Source organism: Rhodoferax sp. RT4P68 (assembly GCF_056521305.1).
Genome location: NZ_JBWMBB010000006.1, coordinates 240,213 through 259,057, shown reverse-complemented (window position 1 = coordinate 259,057; position 18,845 = coordinate 240,213). Strand labels below are relative to the sequence as shown.

At 68.2% G+C, this 18,845-nt stretch carries 18 protein-coding genes; 11 read left to right on the top strand and 7 right to left on the bottom strand.

The genetic code is table 11. The features are described from left to right. Window positions 1–33 precede the first annotated feature (33 nt). From AC099J_RS15475 to AC099J_RS15455, 5 genes are read right to left on the bottom strand one after another with little or no spacing between them, the layout of a single operon-like run. On the bottom strand, window positions 34–879 hold the full coding sequence (locus tag AC099J_RS15475; protein WP_479616159.1) for a DUF4276 family protein: 846 nt from the start codon (window positions 877–879) through the stop codon (window positions 34–36). A 55-nt stretch (window positions 880–934) separates the two neighbouring features. Next, window positions 935–1,186 carry a hypothetical protein gene (locus tag AC099J_RS15470; protein WP_479616158.1) on the bottom strand — a complete coding sequence of 84 codons (252 nt, stop codon included), beginning with the start codon at window positions 1,184–1,186 and terminating at the stop codon, window positions 935–937. Between the two features lie 54 nt (window positions 1,187–1,240). Further along, the gene (locus AC099J_RS15465; protein ID WP_479616157.1) at window positions 1,241–1,420 is read right to left on the bottom strand and encodes an AAA family ATPase; all 180 of its coding nucleotides are present in this window, start codon (window positions 1,418–1,420) and stop codon (window positions 1,241–1,243) included. Window positions 1,421–1,433: 13 nt separating this feature from the next. Next, complete coding sequence (gene alaS / locus AC099J_RS15460; protein WP_479616156.1) at window positions 1,434–4,064, bottom strand: alanine--tRNA ligase; 2,631 nt, start codon at window positions 4,062–4,064, stop codon at window positions 1,434–1,436. 40 nt (window positions 4,065–4,104) lie between these two features. Then, a complete protein-coding gene (locus tag AC099J_RS15455; RefSeq protein WP_479616155.1) occupies window positions 4,105–4,293 on the bottom strand; it encodes a type II toxin-antitoxin system VapC family toxin in 189 nt (62 codons plus the stop codon). Between the two features lie 169 nt (window positions 4,294–4,462). Between AC099J_RS15455 and AC099J_RS15450 the strand changes: the two genes are divergently transcribed. The 8 genes from AC099J_RS15450 to AC099J_RS15415 are packed head-to-tail and all read left to right on the top strand — an operon-like array spanning window position 4,463 to window position 12,624. Continuing rightward, entirely contained in the window at window positions 4,463–5,275 is an 813-nt protein-coding gene (locus AC099J_RS15450) for an IclR family transcriptional regulator (RefSeq protein WP_479616154.1), read from the top strand. Continuing rightward, a complete protein-coding gene (locus AC099J_RS15445) occupies window positions 5,272–6,414 on the top strand; it encodes a thiolase family protein (RefSeq protein WP_479616153.1) in 1,143 nt (380 codons plus the stop codon). The genes AC099J_RS15450 and AC099J_RS15445 overlap by 4 nt, the downstream gene beginning before the upstream one ends. 2 nt (window positions 6,415–6,416) lie before the next feature. Beyond that, window positions 6,417–6,803, top strand: coding sequence for a Zn-ribbon domain-containing OB-fold protein (locus AC099J_RS15440; RefSeq protein ID WP_479616152.1), 387 nt, complete (start codon window positions 6,417–6,419; stop codon window positions 6,801–6,803). 22 nt (window positions 6,804–6,825) lie between these two features. Then, entirely contained in the window at window positions 6,826–7,818 is a 993-nt protein-coding gene (locus AC099J_RS15435) for a tripartite tricarboxylate transporter substrate binding protein (RefSeq protein ID WP_479616151.1), read from the top strand. Window positions 7,819–7,825: 7 nt separating this feature from the next. Continuing rightward, entirely contained in the window at window positions 7,826–8,710 is an 885-nt protein-coding gene (locus AC099J_RS15430) for a MaoC/PaaZ C-terminal domain-containing protein (RefSeq protein ID WP_479616150.1), read from the top strand. Window positions 8,711–8,726: 16 nt separating this feature from the next. Then, a complete protein-coding gene (locus AC099J_RS15425) occupies window positions 8,727–9,704 on the top strand; it encodes a tripartite tricarboxylate transporter substrate binding protein (protein ID WP_479616149.1) in 978 nt (325 codons plus the stop codon). A gap of 5 nt (window positions 9,705–9,709) precedes the next feature. Continuing rightward, window positions 9,710–10,507 (top strand): oxepin-CoA hydrolase, alternative type, encoded by a 798-nt coding sequence (locus tag AC099J_RS15420; protein WP_479616148.1) that lies wholly within the window; start codon window positions 9,710–9,712, stop codon window positions 10,505–10,507. Further along, on the top strand, window positions 10,504–12,624 hold the full coding sequence (locus AC099J_RS15415; protein ID WP_479616147.1) for an acetate--CoA ligase family protein: 2,121 nt from the start codon (window positions 10,504–10,506) through the stop codon (window positions 12,622–12,624). The genes AC099J_RS15420 and AC099J_RS15415 overlap by 4 nt, the downstream gene beginning before the upstream one ends. Before the next feature lie 50 nt (window positions 12,625–12,674). Here the strand turns inward: AC099J_RS15415 and AC099J_RS15410 are convergent, their stop codons facing one another. Beyond that, on the bottom strand, window positions 12,675–14,237 hold the full coding sequence (locus tag AC099J_RS15410; protein ID WP_479616146.1) for a M28 family metallopeptidase: 1,563 nt from the start codon (window positions 14,235–14,237) through the stop codon (window positions 12,675–12,677). Window positions 14,238–14,371: 134 nt separating this feature from the next. Continuing rightward, complete coding sequence (locus AC099J_RS15405; RefSeq protein WP_479616145.1) at window positions 14,372–15,589, bottom strand: 6-phosphofructokinase; 1,218 nt, start codon at window positions 15,587–15,589, stop codon at window positions 14,372–14,374. 77 nt (window positions 15,590–15,666) lie between these two features. On the opposite strand from AC099J_RS15405, the gene AC099J_RS15400 reads away from it, so the two are divergent. From AC099J_RS15400 to AC099J_RS15390, 3 genes are all read left to right on the top strand, one after another. Continuing rightward, window positions 15,667–17,019, top strand: coding sequence for an acyclic terpene utilization AtuA family protein (locus AC099J_RS15400; RefSeq protein ID WP_479616144.1), 1,353 nt, complete (start codon window positions 15,667–15,669; stop codon window positions 17,017–17,019). A 1-nt stretch (window position 17,020) separates the two neighbouring features. Further along, the gene (locus AC099J_RS15395; RefSeq protein ID WP_479616143.1) at window positions 17,021–17,374 is read left to right on the top strand and encodes an AtuA-related protein; all 354 of its coding nucleotides are present in this window, start codon (window positions 17,021–17,023) and stop codon (window positions 17,372–17,374) included. Between the two features lie 489 nt (window positions 17,375–17,863). Then, window positions 17,864–18,838, top strand: coding sequence for a Bug family tripartite tricarboxylate transporter substrate binding protein (locus tag AC099J_RS15390; RefSeq protein ID WP_479616142.1), 975 nt, complete (start codon window positions 17,864–17,866; stop codon window positions 18,836–18,838). Window positions 18,839–18,845: the final 7 nt, after the last annotated feature.

The window sequence follows — 18,845 nt, the reverse complement described above, 5'->3', positions numbered from 1 at the left end:
CGGCCATGCAACCAGCTTGAGGTCGAGACCGCCCTACAGGGGCCGCAAGCGCCGCAATCGTTCGACCCAGGCCGCAAAGTGCGGGCATTCGCGCAAGATGGCAGTCAAGCCGATGTGCTGACCGATCAACGGTGCGTGGGTGGTCTTGCGATACCGCGGCACCAACAGCTCGGCAAGCCTGGCGGACGGCTTGGTGTCGAACCCGTCGTTGATGTGTTCCGGCGTGGCGAAAGCCTGGCGCACGGCTTGCAAGGCCGCAGACGCGGCCGACCAGCCGGGCTGGCTGCGGCACAGGGCATCGGTTGCCGCGAAGAACAGGCCTTCCAACTCGTAGGGTTGGATGTGCGCCATGAACCGTTCCGGCCGAAAGCCGAGCGCCTTCACGAGCGCTGCGTCAAGCGCAGCGAGTTGATCAATGCCTTCGCGCCTGAAGACATCGTGGTGGTCGACCGTGCCGACGACGAGTCCACATTTCGCAGGCTGAGCGGCCGACTGCGTCGACACGATGAGCTGGCGCGTTTCGGCCTGCTGCTTGAGCAGGTCCGACAGCACGCCGACGGCATAGGGATGTAGACCCAACTCGGGTTCGTCGATCAGGACGGTGTCCGGAAGAAGCCAAACAGGTTGAAGCAGCAGCGTCGCCAGACAGATGAACCTCAACGTACCGTCGGAAAGAGCGCTTGCACCATACGGCGTGTCCGGGTCGCCTTTCTGCGTCCATTCCAGCTCTACCGTCTCGGCTTGCGGCTCGCGCTGCACGAAGTCACCAAAGAACGGCGCTACCAATCGAATTGTTTCGATAATTTGCTGGTACGACTCAAGGTGTTGACTGCGCAGACGTCCAAGATACGCCGCCAGATTTCCCGCATCAGTCTTCAAGCGCAAAGTGTCTTTCGCGCTGTGAGGCTGCTTCACTGCAGCCAGTTCCCCAGTGTCATGGAAGTGGTACTGACGCCAGCTTTGCATCATGCGCAGTACGTATTTCCCGACGTAACTGCCTGTCGCTGCGGACCAAGGCCTCCTCATGGTTTCGACCGAGTGAATAGGCCTTTCCATCTGTCATCGACCCGGCAATCCAGGTGTGCTCTCGCGAGAAAACAAAGCGGTTGTCGTTGGTGGCGTCCAAGCTGATGAGGTAGCCATTGCGATAGCCCCCCGTGGGCTGACCGAACACCTCGAATTCCATCGTCTGCGTTTTCCGTCGCCCACCATGGAGCAGCGCGCCAGCCTTGCCCTGCTTTTACACATGCCCCGGAAAGTTATCGCCAGCGACTTCCGACAGAAAGCGCAGCGCGCCGATGAAGTTGCTCTTGCCCGCGCCGTTGGCACCGATTAGCAAATTCAGCGGTCGCAGCGCGAAGCCCTCCAGCGCCCGGATGGACTTGAAGCCCCGGATGGTGATGGATTCGATTTGCGCCATAGCGTGTGTGACCTCAAGCCCGTTCGCTCACCCAGCCCTGCACCGAAGCCAGCGCCTTGTCCAGCCCGCTGGCATCCGTGCCGCCCGCCATGGCGAGATCCGGCTTGCCGCCGCCCTTGCCACCGACCTGCTGGGCAACGAAGTTCACCAGCTCGCCAGCCTTGATCTTGCCTACGCTGTCGGCCGTGACACCGGCCGCCAGTTGCACCTTGCTGCCATCGACCACGGCCAGCACGATGGCGCCGGTCTTGAGCTTGTCCTTGAGCTTGTCCATGGTCTCGCGCAAGGTCTTCACGTCGGCGCCGTCCAGGCGCGCGGCCAGCACCTTGAGGCCCTTGACGTCGATGGCCTGCGACACGAGATCGTCGCCTTTGCTGGCGGCCAGCTTGCCCTTGAGCGCGGCGACTTCTTTCTCCAGCGCGCGAACCTGCTCCAGCGTCTGCGTGATGCGGGTCTGCAGCTCGGCCACCGGGGCCTTCAGGCTGCCGGCCGCCTGCTGCACGGCGCTTTCGAGCTGCTGCAGGTAGGCCAGCGCGTTCTCGCCGGTGATGGCTTCGACCCGGCGGATGCCGGCCGCGACGCCGCTCTCGGACGTGATCTTGAACAGGCCGATGTCGCCGGTGCGGCCCACGTGCGTGCCGCCGCACAGCTCGCGGCTGCTGCCGATGTCCAGCACGCGCACGCTGTCGCCGTATTTTTCGCCGAACAGCATCATGGCGCCGGTGCCCTTGGCGGCCTCGATGTCCATCACGCGGGCCAGCGTCTCGGCGTTGGCCAGGATCTCCACGTTCACGCGCTTCTCGATCTCGGTGATCTGCGCATCGGTGACCGGCGCGTTGTGCGTGAAATCGAAGCGCGTCTTGTCGGCATCGACCAGCGAGCCCTTTTGCTGCACATGCTCGCCCAGCACCTCGCGCAGCGCCTTGTGCATCAAGTGCGTGACGCTGTGGTTGCGCATGGTGGACTGGCGGCGCGCGACGTCGACCTCGGCTGTGACGGCGTCGCCGACCTTCAGCTGGCCCTGCGTCTGCATGCCGTGGTGGCCGAAGACGTCGGACTTGATCTTCAGCGTGTCCTCCACGCCGAACTGCAGGCCCTCGGCCGCCAGCACACCGCAGTCGCCGACCTGGCCACCGCTCTCGGCATAAAACGGCGTGGTGTCCAGCACCACGATGCCGCTCTGGCCTTCCTGCAGCGCCTGCACGGCCGCGCCCTCGTGGTACAGCGCAACCACCTTGGCCGGTTCGGCCAACGTGTCGTAACCGGTGAACGGGTGGCCTTCGCCGCTGTAGTCCACAGCGCGTTCCATCTTGAACTTGCCGGCGGCGCGGCCCTGGGCCTTTTGCTTGTCCATGGCGGCGTTGAAGCCGGCCACGTCGACCTCGACCTCACGCTCGCGGCAGACGTCCTGCGTCAGATCGAGCGGGAAGCCGAAGGTGTCGTGCAGCTTGAAGGCGACGTCGCCCGGCAGCGTCTTGCTGCCATCGGCCATCGTCGCATCCAGGATCTCCATGCCGTTGGCCAGCGTCTCGAAGAAGCGCTCTTCCTCGGCCTTCAGCACGGCCATGATGCGGTCGGCCTCGGCTTTCAGCAGCGGATACGCATCGCCCATCAGCGCGACCAGGTCAGGCACGAGTTTGTGGAAGAACGGCGTCTTCTTGCCCAGCTTGTAGCCGTGGCGAATCGCGCGGCGCACGATGCGACGCTGCACGTAGCCGCGGCCTTCGTTGCTGGGGATCACGCCGTCGCTGACCAGGAACGCAGTCGCGCGGATGTGGTCGGCGATCACGCGCAGGCTCTTGTGGTTCAGGTCGGCCTCGCCGGTCTCGCGCGCGGCGGCCTTGATCAGCGCGTCGAAGATGTCGATCTCGTAGTTGCTGTGCACGTGCTGCAGGATGGCGGCCAGGCGCTCCAGGCCCATGCCGGTGTCCACGCAGGGCGCGGGCAGCTTCACCACGCTGCCGTCTTCCTGCATGTCGAACTGCATGAACACGTGGTTCCAGATCTCGATAAAGCGGTCGCCGTCTTCGTCCGGGCTGCCCGGGGGGCCGCCGGGGATGTGCGGGCCGTGGTCGTAGAAGATCTCGCTGCAGGGTCCGCAGGGGCCGGTGTCGGCCATCATCCAGAAGTTGTCGGACTTGTACTTGCCGCCCTTGTTGTCGCCGATGCGGATGACGCGCTCGGGCGGCAGGCCGATCTCTTGGGTCCAGATGTCGAAGGCCTCGTCGTCGTCGATGTAGACGGTGGCCAGCAGCTTCTCGGGGGGCAGCTTGTAGACCTGGGTCAGCAGCTCCCAGCCCCACTTCAGCGAGTCGCGCTTGAAGTAGTCGCCAAAGCTCCAGTTGCCCAGCATCTCGAAGAAGGTGTGGTGCCGCGCCGTGTAGCCCACGTTCTCCAGATCGTTGTGCTTGCCGCCGGCGCGCAGGCAGGCCTGCACGGAGGCCGCGCGCACATAGTTGCGCTTGTCGGCGCCCAGGAACACGTCCTTGAACTGCACCATGCCCGAGTTGGTGAACATCAGCGTCGGGTCGTTGCCGGGCACCAGCGGGCTGGACGCGACCACGGTGTGGCCCTTGGTGGCGAAGAAGTCCAGGAAGGACTTGCGGATGTCGGCGACGGTCACGAGGGGAGTGTTCTGGTTCATGGAAATTCGCAGCAGAAAAGATGGTGTCTCGGGGGCAGGATCAGGCTGGCTGAAAGATGTCGACGCCGACGCGCTTTGCGGCGGCCATCAGCTTCTTGTTCTTGGTGGCCAGTGGCAGGCGCTGCTGGCGTGCCAGGTCGAGGTAGCAGGCATCGTAGGAGGTCAGCTCCCAGTCGTGGGCACGTTCGGTCCAGTAGCGGGCGTCGGGCTCCAGCGCCATGGTCTGCACGTCCAGATTTTAGCCCGCAGGCACTGGGCGGACGGTGCCCACCACACCCCTGCCAGCCTAGGTCGCGCGGCGCGCTGCGAAGAAGTTTCACCAGACAAAATCAGAACAAACCCTAGCGCGTGATTTTGTGATCCGCCCTAGCATCCATGCCAATCCATTCTTTTGTTCCGTGAAATACTCGCTTGCCACACCGCCAACACCCGATGCCGCCGAGTCGCCATCGTCCGTGGCCAAGGCTTGCCGCATCCTGCGGGCTTTGACGGCGCTTAAGGAACCCCGGTTGACCGACATCGCCCACGCTGCCGACCTGGACAAGGCCACGGTGCTGCGGCTGTTGGAAGGGTTGGCACGCGAAGGCTTCGTGCGGCGTGACGCGCAGACCAAGCTCTACAGCGCCGGCCCCGAGTTGCAATTGGCCGGCGCCGCCGCCCTGGCCCGGGTGGACCCACGCGCCATCGTGCGCCCCAGCCTCTTGCGGCTGGCCGGCCAGTTCGAGGACACGGCCATCCTGTCGCTGCCCAGCGGCAGCGAGTCGCTGTGCCTGGATCTGGAGCTGGGCCGCTACCCCATCCGCGCCAACTACCTGGAGGCCGGCAACCGGCGCCTGCTGGGCGTGGGCGCCGGCAGCCTGGCGCTGTTGGCCTGGATGCCCGAACGCGAACGCGAGACCGTGTTGGACATCGTGGCAGCGCAGTTGCAGCGCACCCAGCGCTACCCCGCCATCGACCGCGCACTGCTGCAGGCCAAAGTCGCCGAGTCGCGCGCCCAGGGCTACGCCGTGCTGCTGGACGTGGTGGTCGACCGCATGGGCGGCATCGGCGTGCCCATCCTGGGCGCGGACGGCCGGCCCGTCGCCGCCATCAGCATCGCCGCCCTCACCGACCGCATCAGCGCGCGCGAGGCAGAACTGGCCACCGCCGTGCAGCGCGAAGCCGCGCTGTGCCAAACCCAATGGCCCGGCGCCGGAATCCATCTCTCATGAACACTGCCTACATCGCCGGCGTCGGCAACACCCGCTTTGGCCGCCTCGAAGGCCAGGGCCCGCTCGACCTCATGGCCCAGGCCGCCTCGCAGGCGCTGGCCGATGCGCAACTGGCCCGCAGCGACATCGATGGGCTGCTCTGCGGCTACGCCACCACCTTGCCGCACCTGATGCTGTCCACGCTCTTCGCCGAGCGCTTCGGCCTTGCGCCGCACTACGGCCACGGCATGGCGCTGGGGGGTGCCACGGGCGCGGCCATGCTGATGCTGGCCGCCGACCTCGTGCGCGCGGGCCGTTGCCGGCGCGTGCTGGTGGTGGCCGGTGAGAACCGGCTGAGCGGCCAGGCCCGTGACAGCGCCATCCAGACGCTGGCCCAGGTCGGCGACCGGGATTTCGAAGTGCCCAACGGCGCCAGCGTGCCGGCCTATTACGCGCTGCTGGCCTCACGCTACATGGCCACCACCGGCCTCACGCAGGACGACCTGGCCTCGTTCGCCGTGCTGATGCGCGAGAACGCCATGCGCCACCCCGACGCGCACCTGCGCGAGCCGATCACGGCCGCCGACGTGGCCGCGTCCAAGCCCATCGCCTCGCCGCTTCGTCTTTTGGACTGCTGCCCGATCTCTGACGGCGCCATGGCCCTGGTGGTCACGCGCGAGCCCGGCCCGGGTGCCGGCGTGGCCATCGTGGGCGCCGGGCAGGCGCACCAGCACCAGCATCTGTCGGCCATCGACGACGTGCTGCACACCGGCGCCTCGGCCGCAGCCGACCGCGCCTTCGCCGAATCGGGTCTGGCCCGCAGCGACATCGACTACCTGGGCATCTACGACTCGTTCACGATCACGCTGGCCATGCTGCTGGAGGAAACCGGCTTCGCCGCGCGTGGCCAGTCGGCAGCCCGCGTGCGCGACGGCACCTACGCCCCCGACGGCCCGCTGCCGCTGAACACCCACGGCGGCCTGCTGTCGTTCGGCCACTGCGGCGTGGCCGGCGGCATGGGGCACACGGTCGAGGCCGTGCGCCAGATGCGTTCGACCGCAGGCGAGCGCCAAGGGCGCCCGCCCCGCCACGCTTTCGTGCACGCCGACGGCGGCGTGCTGTCCTCGCATGTCAGTTTGGTCCTGTCCCGGAGGTCTTGAACATGAGCGCTACCAGCACCACCACCACCACCGCCCACCCCTTCACCGACGGCGTGGCCCAGGGGCTGCTGCGCTACCAGCGCTGCGACGACTGTGGCCGCGCGCAATCGCTGACGCGCCTGGCTTGCGCGCACTGCGGCAGCGAACACCTCGCCTGGCACGAGGCCACGGGCCACGGCACGGTGGTGGCGGCCAGCGTGGTCAACCGGGCGCCGTCCGAAGCGTTCCGCCCGCTCGTGCCCTACACGCTGGTGCTGGTCGAGCTGGACGAAGGCCCGCGCGTGATGGGCCACGCCATGCCGGGCACCGGCATCGGCGACAACGTCAAGGCCGGCACCTTTTCGCACGAGAAGCGCAGCCTGCTGCGCTTCGCCCCCACCCGTCACTGAACCACTCAAACCGGAGCCCCCCATGCAAGCACCACAGCGCCCCAGGCGCAGCCGCGCCGCGCGCGCCCTGATCGGCCTCGCCATTGGCCTCGCGTTCAGCGCGGCGGCACTGGCCCAGGCCTGGCCGTCCAAACCCGTCAAGCTGGTCGTGCCCTACCCGCCGGGCGGGCCGACCGACACCGTGGCCCGCGTCATCGCGCAAAAGCTGCAGACGCAGACCGGCCAGCCCTTCATCGTCGAGAACCGCGCCGGCGCGGGCGGCAACACAGGCGCCGAGGCGGTCGCGCGCAGCCCGGCCGACGGTTACACCCTGCTGGTGGCCACCACCGCGCACGCCATCAACCCTTCCTTGTTCAAGAACCTGGGCTACCAGTTCGGCAAGGACTTCGTGCCGATCTCGCAGCTGACCAGCGGCCCGCTCGTCGTGGTGGCGCATCCGACGCTGCCGGTCAAGAACATCGCCGAGCTGATCGCGCTGGCCAAGTCCAAGCCGGGCGAGCTGAATTTCGCCTCGTCGGGCAACGGCCAGTCCACGCACCTGGCGGGCGAAATGTTCAACGCCATGGCCGGCACGCAGATCCGGCACATCCCCTACAAGGGCAGCGCGCCCGCGCTCAGCGACACCATGGGCGGGCAGACGCAGCTGATGTTCGACACCATGCTGTCGGCCATGCCGCATGTGAAGGCCGGCAAGCTGCGCGCGCTGGCGGTCACCAGCGCCCGGCGCTCGCCTGCCGCGCCCGACGTGCCCACCGTCGCCGAGTCCGGCGTGCCCGGCTACGAGGCCATCGCCTGGAACGGCCTGCTGGCCCCGACCGGCACGCCCAAGGACGTGCTGGCCCGCCTCAGCGCCGAGCTGCGCACCGCCATGGAGCAACCCGACGTGCGCGAACGCTTCGAGGCCCAGGGCTTCGCGGCCGCCTACAGCACGCCCGAGGCCTTCGCAACCTTCATCACCACCGAAATCGACAAATGGGCCAAGGTCGTCAAGACCTCTGGAGCAACGGTGGAATGACATCCGCATGATCGACTACCAACGCCTGCTGGACTGGAAGTTCCCGGTCGTCGAACACCGCTACACGGCCGACGACAGCATGCGCTACGCCCTGGCGCTGGGCCTGGGTGAAGACCCGATGGATCTGCGCCAGCTGCAGTACGTGAACGACACCATCGCCGGCACGCCACTGGCGCTGCCCACCATGGCCGTGGTGCTGGGCTTTCCGGGTTCGTGGATGCAGGACCCGGCCACCGGCATCGATTTCACGAAGATCGTGCACGGCGAAGAAGAGCTCACGCTGCACCAGCCGCTGCCGGCCGCCGGCACGGTGCTGGCCCAGCACCGCGTGGTCGCCATCGTCGACAAGGGCGAAGGCCGCGGCGCCACCGTCACCTACGACAAGGAACTGCACGACAAGGCGAATGGCACGCTGCTGGCCACCGTGCGCCACACCACGTTTGCGCGCGGCAACGGCGGCTTCTCGGCCAAAGACGGGCGCACCGACACCTCGCCGCCCGCTCCACCCAAGCCACCGACCGGCACGCCCGACCGCGCGCTGGAGATCCGCACACTGCCGCAGATGGCGCTCTTGTACCGGCTGCTGGCCGACCGCAACCCGTTGCATTCCGAGCCGGCCGTGGCCAAGGCTGCCGGGTTCGACCGGCCGATCCTGCACGGCCTGGGCACCTACGGCATCGCCGGCCGGGCCATCCTGTCCGCCTGGTGCGAGGACAAGCCCGAGCAGCTCAAGAACTTGTTCGCGCGCTTCTCCTCGCCCGTGTTCCCGGGCGAGACCATCCGCATGGAGATGTACGCCGGCGCGACCGCAGGCGACATCGCGTTCCGCGCCATCGCGGTGGAACGCGGCGTGACCGTGCTGGACGCTGGCCGCGCCCAGGTCGCCCCTTGATCGATCGGAGAACTTCATGACCACGCTGCACTTCACGCGCCGCCACGTGCTCGCCGCCACGGCCGCCCTGGCGGTCGGCCCTGCCTTCGCACAGGCCGCCTACCCCAACCGCCCGGTGAAGTTCATCGTGCCGTTTCCCGCCGGCGGCCCGGTGGACACCACCGCCCGTGCGATGGCGCAAAAGCTGGGCGATCTGTGGGGCCAGCCCGGTGTCGTCGACAACCGCGCGGGTGCCGGCGGCATCGTGGGCGCCGAAGTCGCGGCCAAAGCGCCAGGCGACGGCTACACCCTGTTCGTCTGCTCGATCCACCATTCGGTGCTGCCCGCGTTGCGGCCCAACCTGACCTACAACATCGAGAAGGATTTCGTGCCCGTAAGCTTCGGCGCGATGTTCCCGGTGATCCTGGTGGCCCACCCCTCGTTGCAGGCCAAGAATGTGGCCGAGCTCATCGCGCTGGCCAAGCGCGATCCCGGCAAGATCGCCTTCGGCTCGGCCGGCAACGGCGGCGGCACGCACCTGGCCGGTGAGCTGTTCAACATGCAGGCCGGCACCCAGTTGCAGCACATCCCCTACAAAGGCAGTGCGCCAGCCATGACCGATCTGCTGGGCGGCCAGGTACAGCTGATGTTTGCCGATGCGCCCACCGCGCTGCCGCAGATCCGCGCCGGCAAGGTGCGCGCGCTGGGCGTGGCCAGCGCCCAGCGCTCGGCCCTGCTGCCCGAGCTGCCGACCATTGCCGAAGCCGGCCTGCCCGGCTATGAGGCGTATTCCTGGGCCGCCGTCGTCGCCCCGGCCGGCACGCCCAAGGACATCGTCGCCAAGATCAGCTCCGACCTGCAAAACGTCATGGCCCAGCCCGACGTCAAACAGCGCCTGTACGACGCCGGTGCCGAGGCCATGCCCACCTCGCCCGAGAAGTTCGCGCAGATGCTGCGCAGCGAGATCGAGAAGTGGGGCAAGGTGGTCAAGGCGGCGAACATCAAGATGGACTGACCGTCATGACGACGCCCAGCACCGCCCGTTTGCTCACCGAACGCCGCGGCCGCGTGCTGCTGCTGACGATCCACAACCCCGAGGCGCGCAACGCGCTGCACCCCAGCCTGTACCCGCAGGCCACGACGATCTTTCGCAAGGCCTTCGACGACGAGAGCCTGGGCGCCATCGTGCTGTGCGGCGACGGCGCGCATTTCTGCGGCGGTGGCGACCTGCGGCGGCTGCAGCAGCAGCGCGACCGGCCGCCTGAGACGCAGGCCGAGATCCTGGACCAGCTGCACGACTGGGTCGAAGCCATGCGCGCCTGCCCGCAGCCGGTGATCGCGGCGGTGGAGGGCGCGGCGGCTGGGGGCGGCTTCTCCGTCGCGTTGGGCTGCGACCTGATCGTGGCCGCCGACGATGCGCGCTTCGTGATGTCGTACGTGCGGATCGGCCTGTCGCCCGACGGTGGCGGCTCCGACGCCCTGGCCCGCGCCTTGCCGCCACAGGCCGCGCTGGAACTGCTGCTGGACGGCGATGTGGCCACGGCCTCGCGCCTGCATGCCCTCGGCCTGGTCAACCGCATCGTGGCGCCCGGCATGGCCAAGGCGACCGCGCTGGAATGGGCCGAACGCCTGGCCGCCGGCCCGCGCAGTGCGCAGCAGCGCATCAAGCAATTGGTCTACGCCGCACGCGGCCGCGGCCACCGCGCCCAACTCGATGCCGAACGCGACGCCTTCGTGGCCGGCCTCTATGGCCCCGAATGCGGCGAAGGCATCTCGGCATTTCTCGACAAACGCAAGCCCACCTTCCACACGCCATGACCGACCTGCTCAGCGCCGCACTCGCCCCCCAATCCATCGCCATCATTGGCGCCTCGGAAAACCCGAACAAGATCGGTGGGCGGCCCATCGCCTACATGCAGCGCCTGGGTTACCAGGGGCGGCTGTATCCCATCAACCCCAGCCGCAAGGAACTGCAGGGCCTGGCCTGCTATGCGTCGCTTGCCGACCTGCCCGAGGTGCCGGAGATGGCGCTGGTCATCGTCGGTGGCGAGCAGACCGTGGCGGCCGTGGAGGACTGCGCCGCGCGGGGCGTGCGCTGCGCCGTCGTGATCGCGTCGGGCTTCGGCGAGACCGGCGCGGCCGGCCGCGCCGTACAGGACCGCATGGTCGCTGCCGCGCGCGCCGCCGGCATGCGCCTCGTCGGCCCCAACACCCAGGGCCTGGCCAACTTCGGCACCGGCGCCATCGCCAGCTTCTCCACGCTGTTCACCGAGGTGCCGCCACTGGACGGCCCCATCGGCATCGTGAGCCAGAGCGGCGGCATCAGCGCCATGGCCTATGGACTGCTGCGCGGGCGTGGCCTGGGCGTGCGCCATGTGCATGCCACGGGCAACGAGGCCGACATCGGCGTGGCCGATCTGGCCTGGGCCGTGGCGCACGACCCCGACGTGAAGCTGCTGCTGCTCTACCTGGAAAACATCGCCAACCCCACGCTGCTGGCCGAGACCGCCGCCTACGCGAAAAGCCGCGACCTGCCCATCGTCGCGATCAAGGCCGGCCGCTCGGTCAGCGGGCAGAAGGCGGCCTCGTCGCATACGGGTTCGCTGGCCAATGAAGACCGCGTGGTGGAAGCCTTTTTGCGGCGCCACGGCATCTGGCGCGTGCGCGACCCGCATGCACTGGCAACCTCGGCCCAGGGTTATCTGCAAGGCTGGCGGCCAAAGGGCCGGCAGTTGGTGGTGGTCAGCAACTCGGGCGCCAGCTGCGTGATGGCGGCCGATGCGTCCGAGCAGCTCGACTTGCCGCTGGCCACCCTGGCCGACAGCACGCAGGCCGGCCTGGCCGCGCGCCTGCCGGGCTTTGCCACCACGACCAACCCCATCGACATCACGGCCGCGCTGCTGTCCAACAGCGGCCTGTTCAGCGACGTGCTGCCCGTGATCGCGGGCGACCCGTCGGCCGACATGGTGTTCATCCACATTCCCGTGGCCGGCGCCAGCTACGACGTCGACGCGTTCGCGCGCGACACCGCCGCGTTCGCCCACAGCAGCGGCAAGCCCGTGGCTGTGGCGGCCTGGCAAGATGTCGTGGCCGAGCCTTTCCGCCGGGCCGGTGTCGCGACCTATGCCAACGAGCACGAAGCGCTGTCGGTCTTCTCGCAGATCGCCTCGCACTGGGAACTTTTGGGCCGCCCGCAGCCGCGTTGGGAGGCCAGCCCGGCACCGGCTCTGCCCGCAGGCGACGGCCTGCTGAACGAAGCGCAAAGCCTGGCGCTGCTGGCCGGCCAAGGCATCACGGTCGTGCCGCACCGCCTGTGCCGCAGTGCCGCCGAGGCGCGCGCCGCGTTCGACGCGCTCGGCGGCCCTGTCGCCGTCAAGGCCTGCTCGCGCGATGTGCCGCACAAGTCAGAGCACGGCCTGGTCGCGCTGAACCTGCAAAGCGCCGACGCTGTGGCCGCCTGCTTCGAGCAGCAGTGGAACCAGCTCGCCGCCATGGGCGCTGCGCAAGAGGGTGTGCTGGTGGCCCGCATGCACAAGAGCCGGCACGAGTGCATGGTCGGCGCGCACATCGACCCGGTGTTCGGCCCGGTCGTCGCGGTGGGCGACGGCGGCAAGTACGTGGAGGCCATGCGCGACGTGGTGCTGCTGGTACCGCCGTTCGACCAAAGCGAAGTGCTGGCGGCGCTGCAAGGCCTGCGCATCGCGCCCATCCTGGCCGGCACGCGCGGCGACCCGCCGCTGGACGTGCAGGCGCTGGCCGACATCGCCGTGCGCGTGGGCCAGTTCATCGTGGCCAGCGGCGGCGGCATCGCGTCCATCGACCTCAACCCGGTGATGCTGGGCGCCGCTGGACAAGGCGCCGTGGTGGTCGATGCCTTGATCGAATTGAACGGCACCGACCCGAGCCGGTCACCGGCGCCGCAGGAGCCGTGTTGAGCGCCAGATCTGCGCTCAAGCGCCGGCCCCAAGGCCGGCGCCAAGTGGTGTTACATGTCCTTCAGCCACTTCACGGCCGGCGCCTTGAAGTTGCCCTTGCCGCGCTGCCCGTTCACCGTTTCCGTGTTCATGGCAAAGTACAGGGTCGCGTAGGCCACCGCGTCGCCGTTGACATCGATTGCGAAGTCGTTGTTGTTGGCATAGGTGTCGCACTTCTGGTGGTAGCAGGGGTCGTAGGCCATGCCCGCCGTGCCGCCGAACAGAGCCGCCTCCTCCGCCGTCTTGATGCCCTCGGCCCCGGTGAACAACCCGCCGGCAGGAATGCCGCTGGCGATGAACGGGCCGTAGTCGGACCGGCCGGTGAAGTCGGTGCCCTTGAACGGCACGCCGCGCTGCTCGTAGAACGCCTCGAACACATCTTCGATCTCGGCCGAGCCGCCGGGGCCGGGGCCTTCACCCACGGCGTCGGAATCGTCGCCGTCATAGACGAAGAACACGTGGTTCGGCGAGCCGACCATGTCGAAGTTCAGATACAGCGCGATACGGTCACGCTCGGCCTGGCTGAGGCCGTCGACATAGGCAGTGGAGCCGATGAGGCCGCCTTCTTCGGCGCCCCACCAGGCAAAGCGCAGCTTGTTGCGCGGCTTGACCTTGGCCATCTGCAGCGCGGTCTCCAGAATGGCGGCGCTGCCCGAGCCGTTGTCGTTGATGCCTGGCCCGCGGTCGACCGAATCCAGGTGCGCGCCGACCATCACCACGTTGTTCGCATCACCCGAGCGCGACTCGGCGATGACGTTGTTCTGCGTGGTGTTCTGCGGTTGCCCCAGCGCGATGGAGGCCTGCGATCCGGGCTGCGCCAGGGCCACGCCGTCGGCAAAGGAGGCGCCGACGACCGGAATGCTCACGATGTTCTCGCCCCCAAGCGTGCCGACGATGAGATCCATCCGGTCCGAGGTGTCGGCATTGCCCTGGTTGAAGATGATCACGGCCGAGGCGCCAGCGGCCGCTGCGTTGAGCGCCTTGGCGCCAAACGGGCAGGTGCCGCGCTGGACCAGCGCGATGTTACCGGCCGGGAATCCCGCGAAATCGGCCGCTTCGCAGCCGCTCGTGCTGGCGCGCGGAGGGATCAGGTTGACGTCTACCGCGGTGACGACCGCCGTGACGTTGCCGTAGCCCGTCCCGGTGAAGGCGCCGGTGTCATAGCTGGCCGTGATCGGTGCGATCTGCTGCAAGGTGGGCATCGGCACATACAGGAATGGGAAGCTGTTCAGCGTCACGTTGTAGCCGGCCGCCGTCATTTTCGCGACGATGTAGTCCACGCTGCGCTCATAACCGGGCGTGCCGGCCGCGCGCGTGCCGCCATTGGCATCGGCGATTGCCTGCAGCGCGGCCTGGTGGCTACGCACGCCTTCCAACGTGACGCACTCGAGCAGTTTGTTGAATGTGTTGTTCACACGCGCTGGACAAGCGGAATCGGCCGCCAGCGCCGAGGCCCGCTCGCCCACTGGTGCGTCGCCGCCCCCGCAAGCGGCCAGTGCCAACGTGGCGGCGACGGTCGCCGTGTGGGGCCAGTAGCGCCATGCACTGGCGGCAGATTGGTGTGGATTTCTCATCGCGGAGTCTCCTATGGAGTGGGCTGTTGGCGCTACGCAGCGTACTCCCCAGGTTGTCGCAGCGGCACCTCGCGGAAACCCTCGTCCCGCCCGCCGTTTGGTCTCTGGGCGGGCCCTGCGCGGCACGACGAAGATCAGACGACCCCGGACACCTTGGGCACCGCCGCCGCGCGCAGCCGCTGCACCGCCGGCAGCGCCGCGCCCAACAGAGGGCGCAGGTAATGCAAAAAGGCCGGCGTCACGTCACTGCCACTCGCCGCGATGAAGGCATCGTCCATGGTGCGGGTGCGCGCCGCCACGGTGGACAAGGCAATCAACGGGTACTCCATGCTCTGGTCCGCCCGGCGCTGCACCGATACCGAGCCGGCCATGTGCCCCTGCATCGCATAGCGCACGGCCTGCTCGCCCACGGCGCGGGCCACGCGCTGGTCCAGGTCCGAGACGCAACCGACGAACGAGCGCTGCAGATAGCCCAGCGTGTCGCCGCGCACGCGCGAGAAACCCAGTTGCGACTTGATCTGCTCGCACAGCAGATCGGCCAACGCGCCGGTGCCCGACAGCTGCACGTTGCCATGGTCGTCGCGCGCCAGAGCCTTGCCCAGCTGCGCCAGCATGGGCTGGCCGCTGGCGTCGTGGATGCCCTCGGACACGGCCACCACGCAGCGGCCCAGGCGCTGCACGACAGCCTGCACCTCCGCCAGAAAGCGGCTGGTGTCGAAGGCGCGCTCGGGCATGTAGATCAGGTGCGGCCCGTCGTCCGGGTGCTGGCGCGCGGCGGCGGCGGCGGCCGTCAGAAAGCCCGCATGCCGGCCCATCACCACGCCGATGTAGACGCCCGGCAACGCGGCGTTGTCCAGGTCGGCACCGGCGAAGGCCTGGGCCACGAAGCGCGCGGCCGAGGGGTAGCCCGGCGTGTGGTCGTTGCCCATCAAGTCGTTGTCGATGGTCTTGGGGATGTGGATGCAGCTGAGCGGGTAGCGCTGCGCCTGCGCCGCCTCGCTGACGATGCGCACCGTGTCCGACGAATCGTTGCCGCCGATGTAATAGAACTGGCCGATTGCGCGCGCGCGCAGCGTCTCGAAGATGGCGGCGCAGTAGGCCGCGTCGGGCTTGTCGCGGGTCGAGCCCAGCGCTGCGGCCGGCGTGGCGGCCACTTGTTCCAGCAGCTCGGCGCTCTCGCGCCCCAGGTCCACGACGTCGTCACGCACGATGCCTTTGACGCCATGCCGCGCACCGTACACGGCGCCGATGCCCGGATGGCGCCGCGCCTCCAGCACCACGCCCGCAAGCGACTGGTTGATGACGGCGGTGGGGCCGCCGCCCTGGGCGACGAGGATGTTGATGGGGGCCATGGGGTTGTCTCCTGCAATCGTTGTGCCGCCATTTTGATCAGTTCACCGGCTTTCCAACCGACACCACAAAGGAATACATGAAGACCATCCGCATCGGATCAGGCTCGGCATGGTGGGGCGACCGCATCGAGCCCGCCGCACTGAACGCCGAACAGGGCCAGCTCGACTATCTGTGCTTTGAGACCATGGCCGAGGCCACGGTCTCGGCCGCGCAGGTGCGCACCCGGCGCGACCCCAGCTTTCCCGGCTACGACACCTACCTGGACGAGCGCATGCGCGCCGTGCTGCCGGCCTGCATGCGCCAGGGCACGCGCATCGTCTCCAACCAGGGCTGGATCAACCCGCGCGGTGCGGCCGCGCGCATCGTGGAACTGCTGCGCGAGATGGGCCACACCGGCGTGAAAGTGGCGGCCGTGGACGGCAGCCTGATCACCGACCGCGTGATGTCGCTGGCCGACACCGTCATGGAGACCGGCGCGCCGCTGGCGAGCCTGCAGGGCACGCTGGTCTCTGCCGAGGTCTACCAGGGCGCAGAGCCCATTGCCCAGGCGCTGCGCGAAGGCGCGCAGATCGTCGTCACCGGCCGCGTGGCCGACCCGTCGATCTTCATGGCGCCCATGATGGCGGAGTTCGGCTGGGACCCGCTGGACCATGCGCGCCTGGGTGCGGGCAACGGCATCGGCCACCTGCTGGAATGCGGTGCGCAGGTGACGGGCGGCTATTTCAGCGACCCGGGTTTCAAAGACGTGCCCGAGCCCTGGAACTTCGGCTTCCCGATCGCCGAGGTGTCCGAAGACGGCAGCGCGGTGCTGAGCAAGGTCGCCGGCACGGGCGGCATGATCGATCTGCGCACCGTCAAGGAGCAGCTGCTGTACGAGGTGCACGACCCGGCGAACTACATCACGCCCGACGTGGTGGTCGACTTCACGACGACGCGGCTCGAACAGGTGGGCCCCGACCGCGTGCGCGTGAGCCACATCGGTGGCAAGCCGCGCACCAGCACCTTCAAGGCATCGATCGGCTGCACCGAGGGCTTCGTCGGCGAGGACATGTTCTTCTACGCCGGCCCCGGTGCGCTGCGCCGCGCGCAACTGGCCAAGCGCATCCTGGAGGAGCGCTTTCGCATCGTCGGCCTAAAGGCCGATGACCTGCGCATCGACTTCATCGGCATGAACGCGATCCACGGCGCGGCAACGCCGGCCGACTGGCCCGAGCCCTACGAGATCGCCGTGCGCGTGGCGGCCCGCACCCGCACGCGCGAAGAGGCGCTGAAGGTCGGCCGCGAGGTCGACGGCATGGCCGTCTCGGGCATCGCCCACACCGGCAAGCGCGTGCCGCACCAGGACCGCACGCGCGAAATCATCGGCGTGTGGTCCACGCTGGTGCCGCGCGATTCCATCCAACCCACGATCCACTACCTGGAGAGCTGACGTGAACGTGATGCTCCAACACATCGCCCACTGCCGCTCCGGCGACAAGGGCAACACGGCCAACATCGCAGTGTTCGCCTACGAGCCTGAGCTGTACCCGCTGCTCGTCGAGCAGCTGACGGCCGAGAAGGTCAAGGCGTTCTACAACGGCGCCATCACCGGCGAGGTGCTGCGCTACCCGGTGGACGGCCTGCACGCAATCAACTTCGTGGCGCATGGCGCGCTGGGGGGTGGTGTGTCGCGCAGCTTGAGCCTGGACCAGTATGGCAAGGCGATGTCGGCGGCGCTGCTGGGGTTTTGGATCGACGTGCCAGACGCACTGCGGTCGAGCTTGCGCAATTTCACAGAGGCTTGAGATGACGCGATCTCTTGTGAACGTTCGAAGGACCTGTAACCAGCTTGCGGGGAGGCTTGACCACGTGAGGGGGCGAGACCACGCCGACGGTGTACTCCACTCCGCGAATGTCCCCCGGCCTTGCCCGCCTTGCCGGCCTGGGGCCGGTAAGGCGGGCAAGGCCTCCTCCTTTATTTCGCTGCGTAGAGCACACCATCGTCGTGGTCTGCAAGCGCCGCTGTTGACCGTTAAGCAAGCCGCGCCGTGGACAGGGCTGAGGGTATCGGGTGGCCCCTGCAGCGAAATCAAGGAGGAGCCTGGGCCGCCTGCGGCCCTGGCGGGGGACATTCGCGGAAGGGGCTACCCGGTGGCCTCGGCCCGCGCGCTCGACCCCGAGTCCGACCGCGCCCGCGAGCCCGTATCAGCCCTCTCTCAAGCCCTGATACGAAAAGCAAACGCAAGCCACACGCCCCGAGTTTCACGACCTGCAGCCCACACGCAGCACAACGGATGACCGACATGCACAGAAGAACCACCCTCGCCTGCGCCCTGCTCCTCGCCTGCACCGGCGCACTCGCCCAGACCGCCTACCCCAACAAGCCCGTGCGCATCGTCGTGCCCTACCCGCCCGGCGGCACGACCGACCTGCTGGCGCGGCTGGTCGCGGCCAAGCTGGGCGAAAAATTCGGCCAGAACTTCACGGTGGACAACCGGGCCGGCGCCAGTGGAGGCATCGGCTCACACCTGGTGGCCAGATCGGCACCCGATGGCTACACGCTGGTCATGGCCACCATCAGTTCGCACGGCATCAACAGTGCGCTGAACAAGGCTTTGCCCTACGACCCGGTGGCCGATTTCGCGCCCATCACGCTGGTGGCCAGCACGCCCAATGTGATCACCGTGAATGCCGACATGCCGGCCAGGACCCTGCCTGATTTGCTGGCGATGGCGCGGGCCAAACCGGGTTCGCTGAGCTTTGGCTCCACCAGCACGGGTGGCTCGCCGCACATGGGCGTGGAGCTGCTGAAGATGATGGCCAAGGTCGACATGGTGCACATCCCCTACAAGGGCGCCGGGCCGATGCTGACCGACCTGATCGGCGGGCAGATCCCGATGGGTGTGGACAACCTGCCCTCGTCGATGGCGCACATCAAATCCGGCAAGATCCGCGCACTGGCGGTCACCACGGCCAAGCGCTGGCCGGGCGCGCCCGACATTCCCACCGTGGCTGAAAGCGGTGTCGCCGGCTACGAAGCGTCGGCCTGGTTCGGCCTGCTGGCGCCGGCCGGCACGCCCCCGGAGATCGTGGACCTGCTGCAGCGCAGCGTGGCCGAGGCGGTGCGCGAGCCTGCCGTGACCCAGCGCCTGATGGAGATGGGCGCCGAGCCGGTGGCCAGCACACCTGCCGCCTTCGGCCGCCAGATCGCTGCCGAGATCGACAAGTGGAAGAAGGTCGTCGCCGCCACCGGCGTCAAAGTCGAATGAGGGCCGC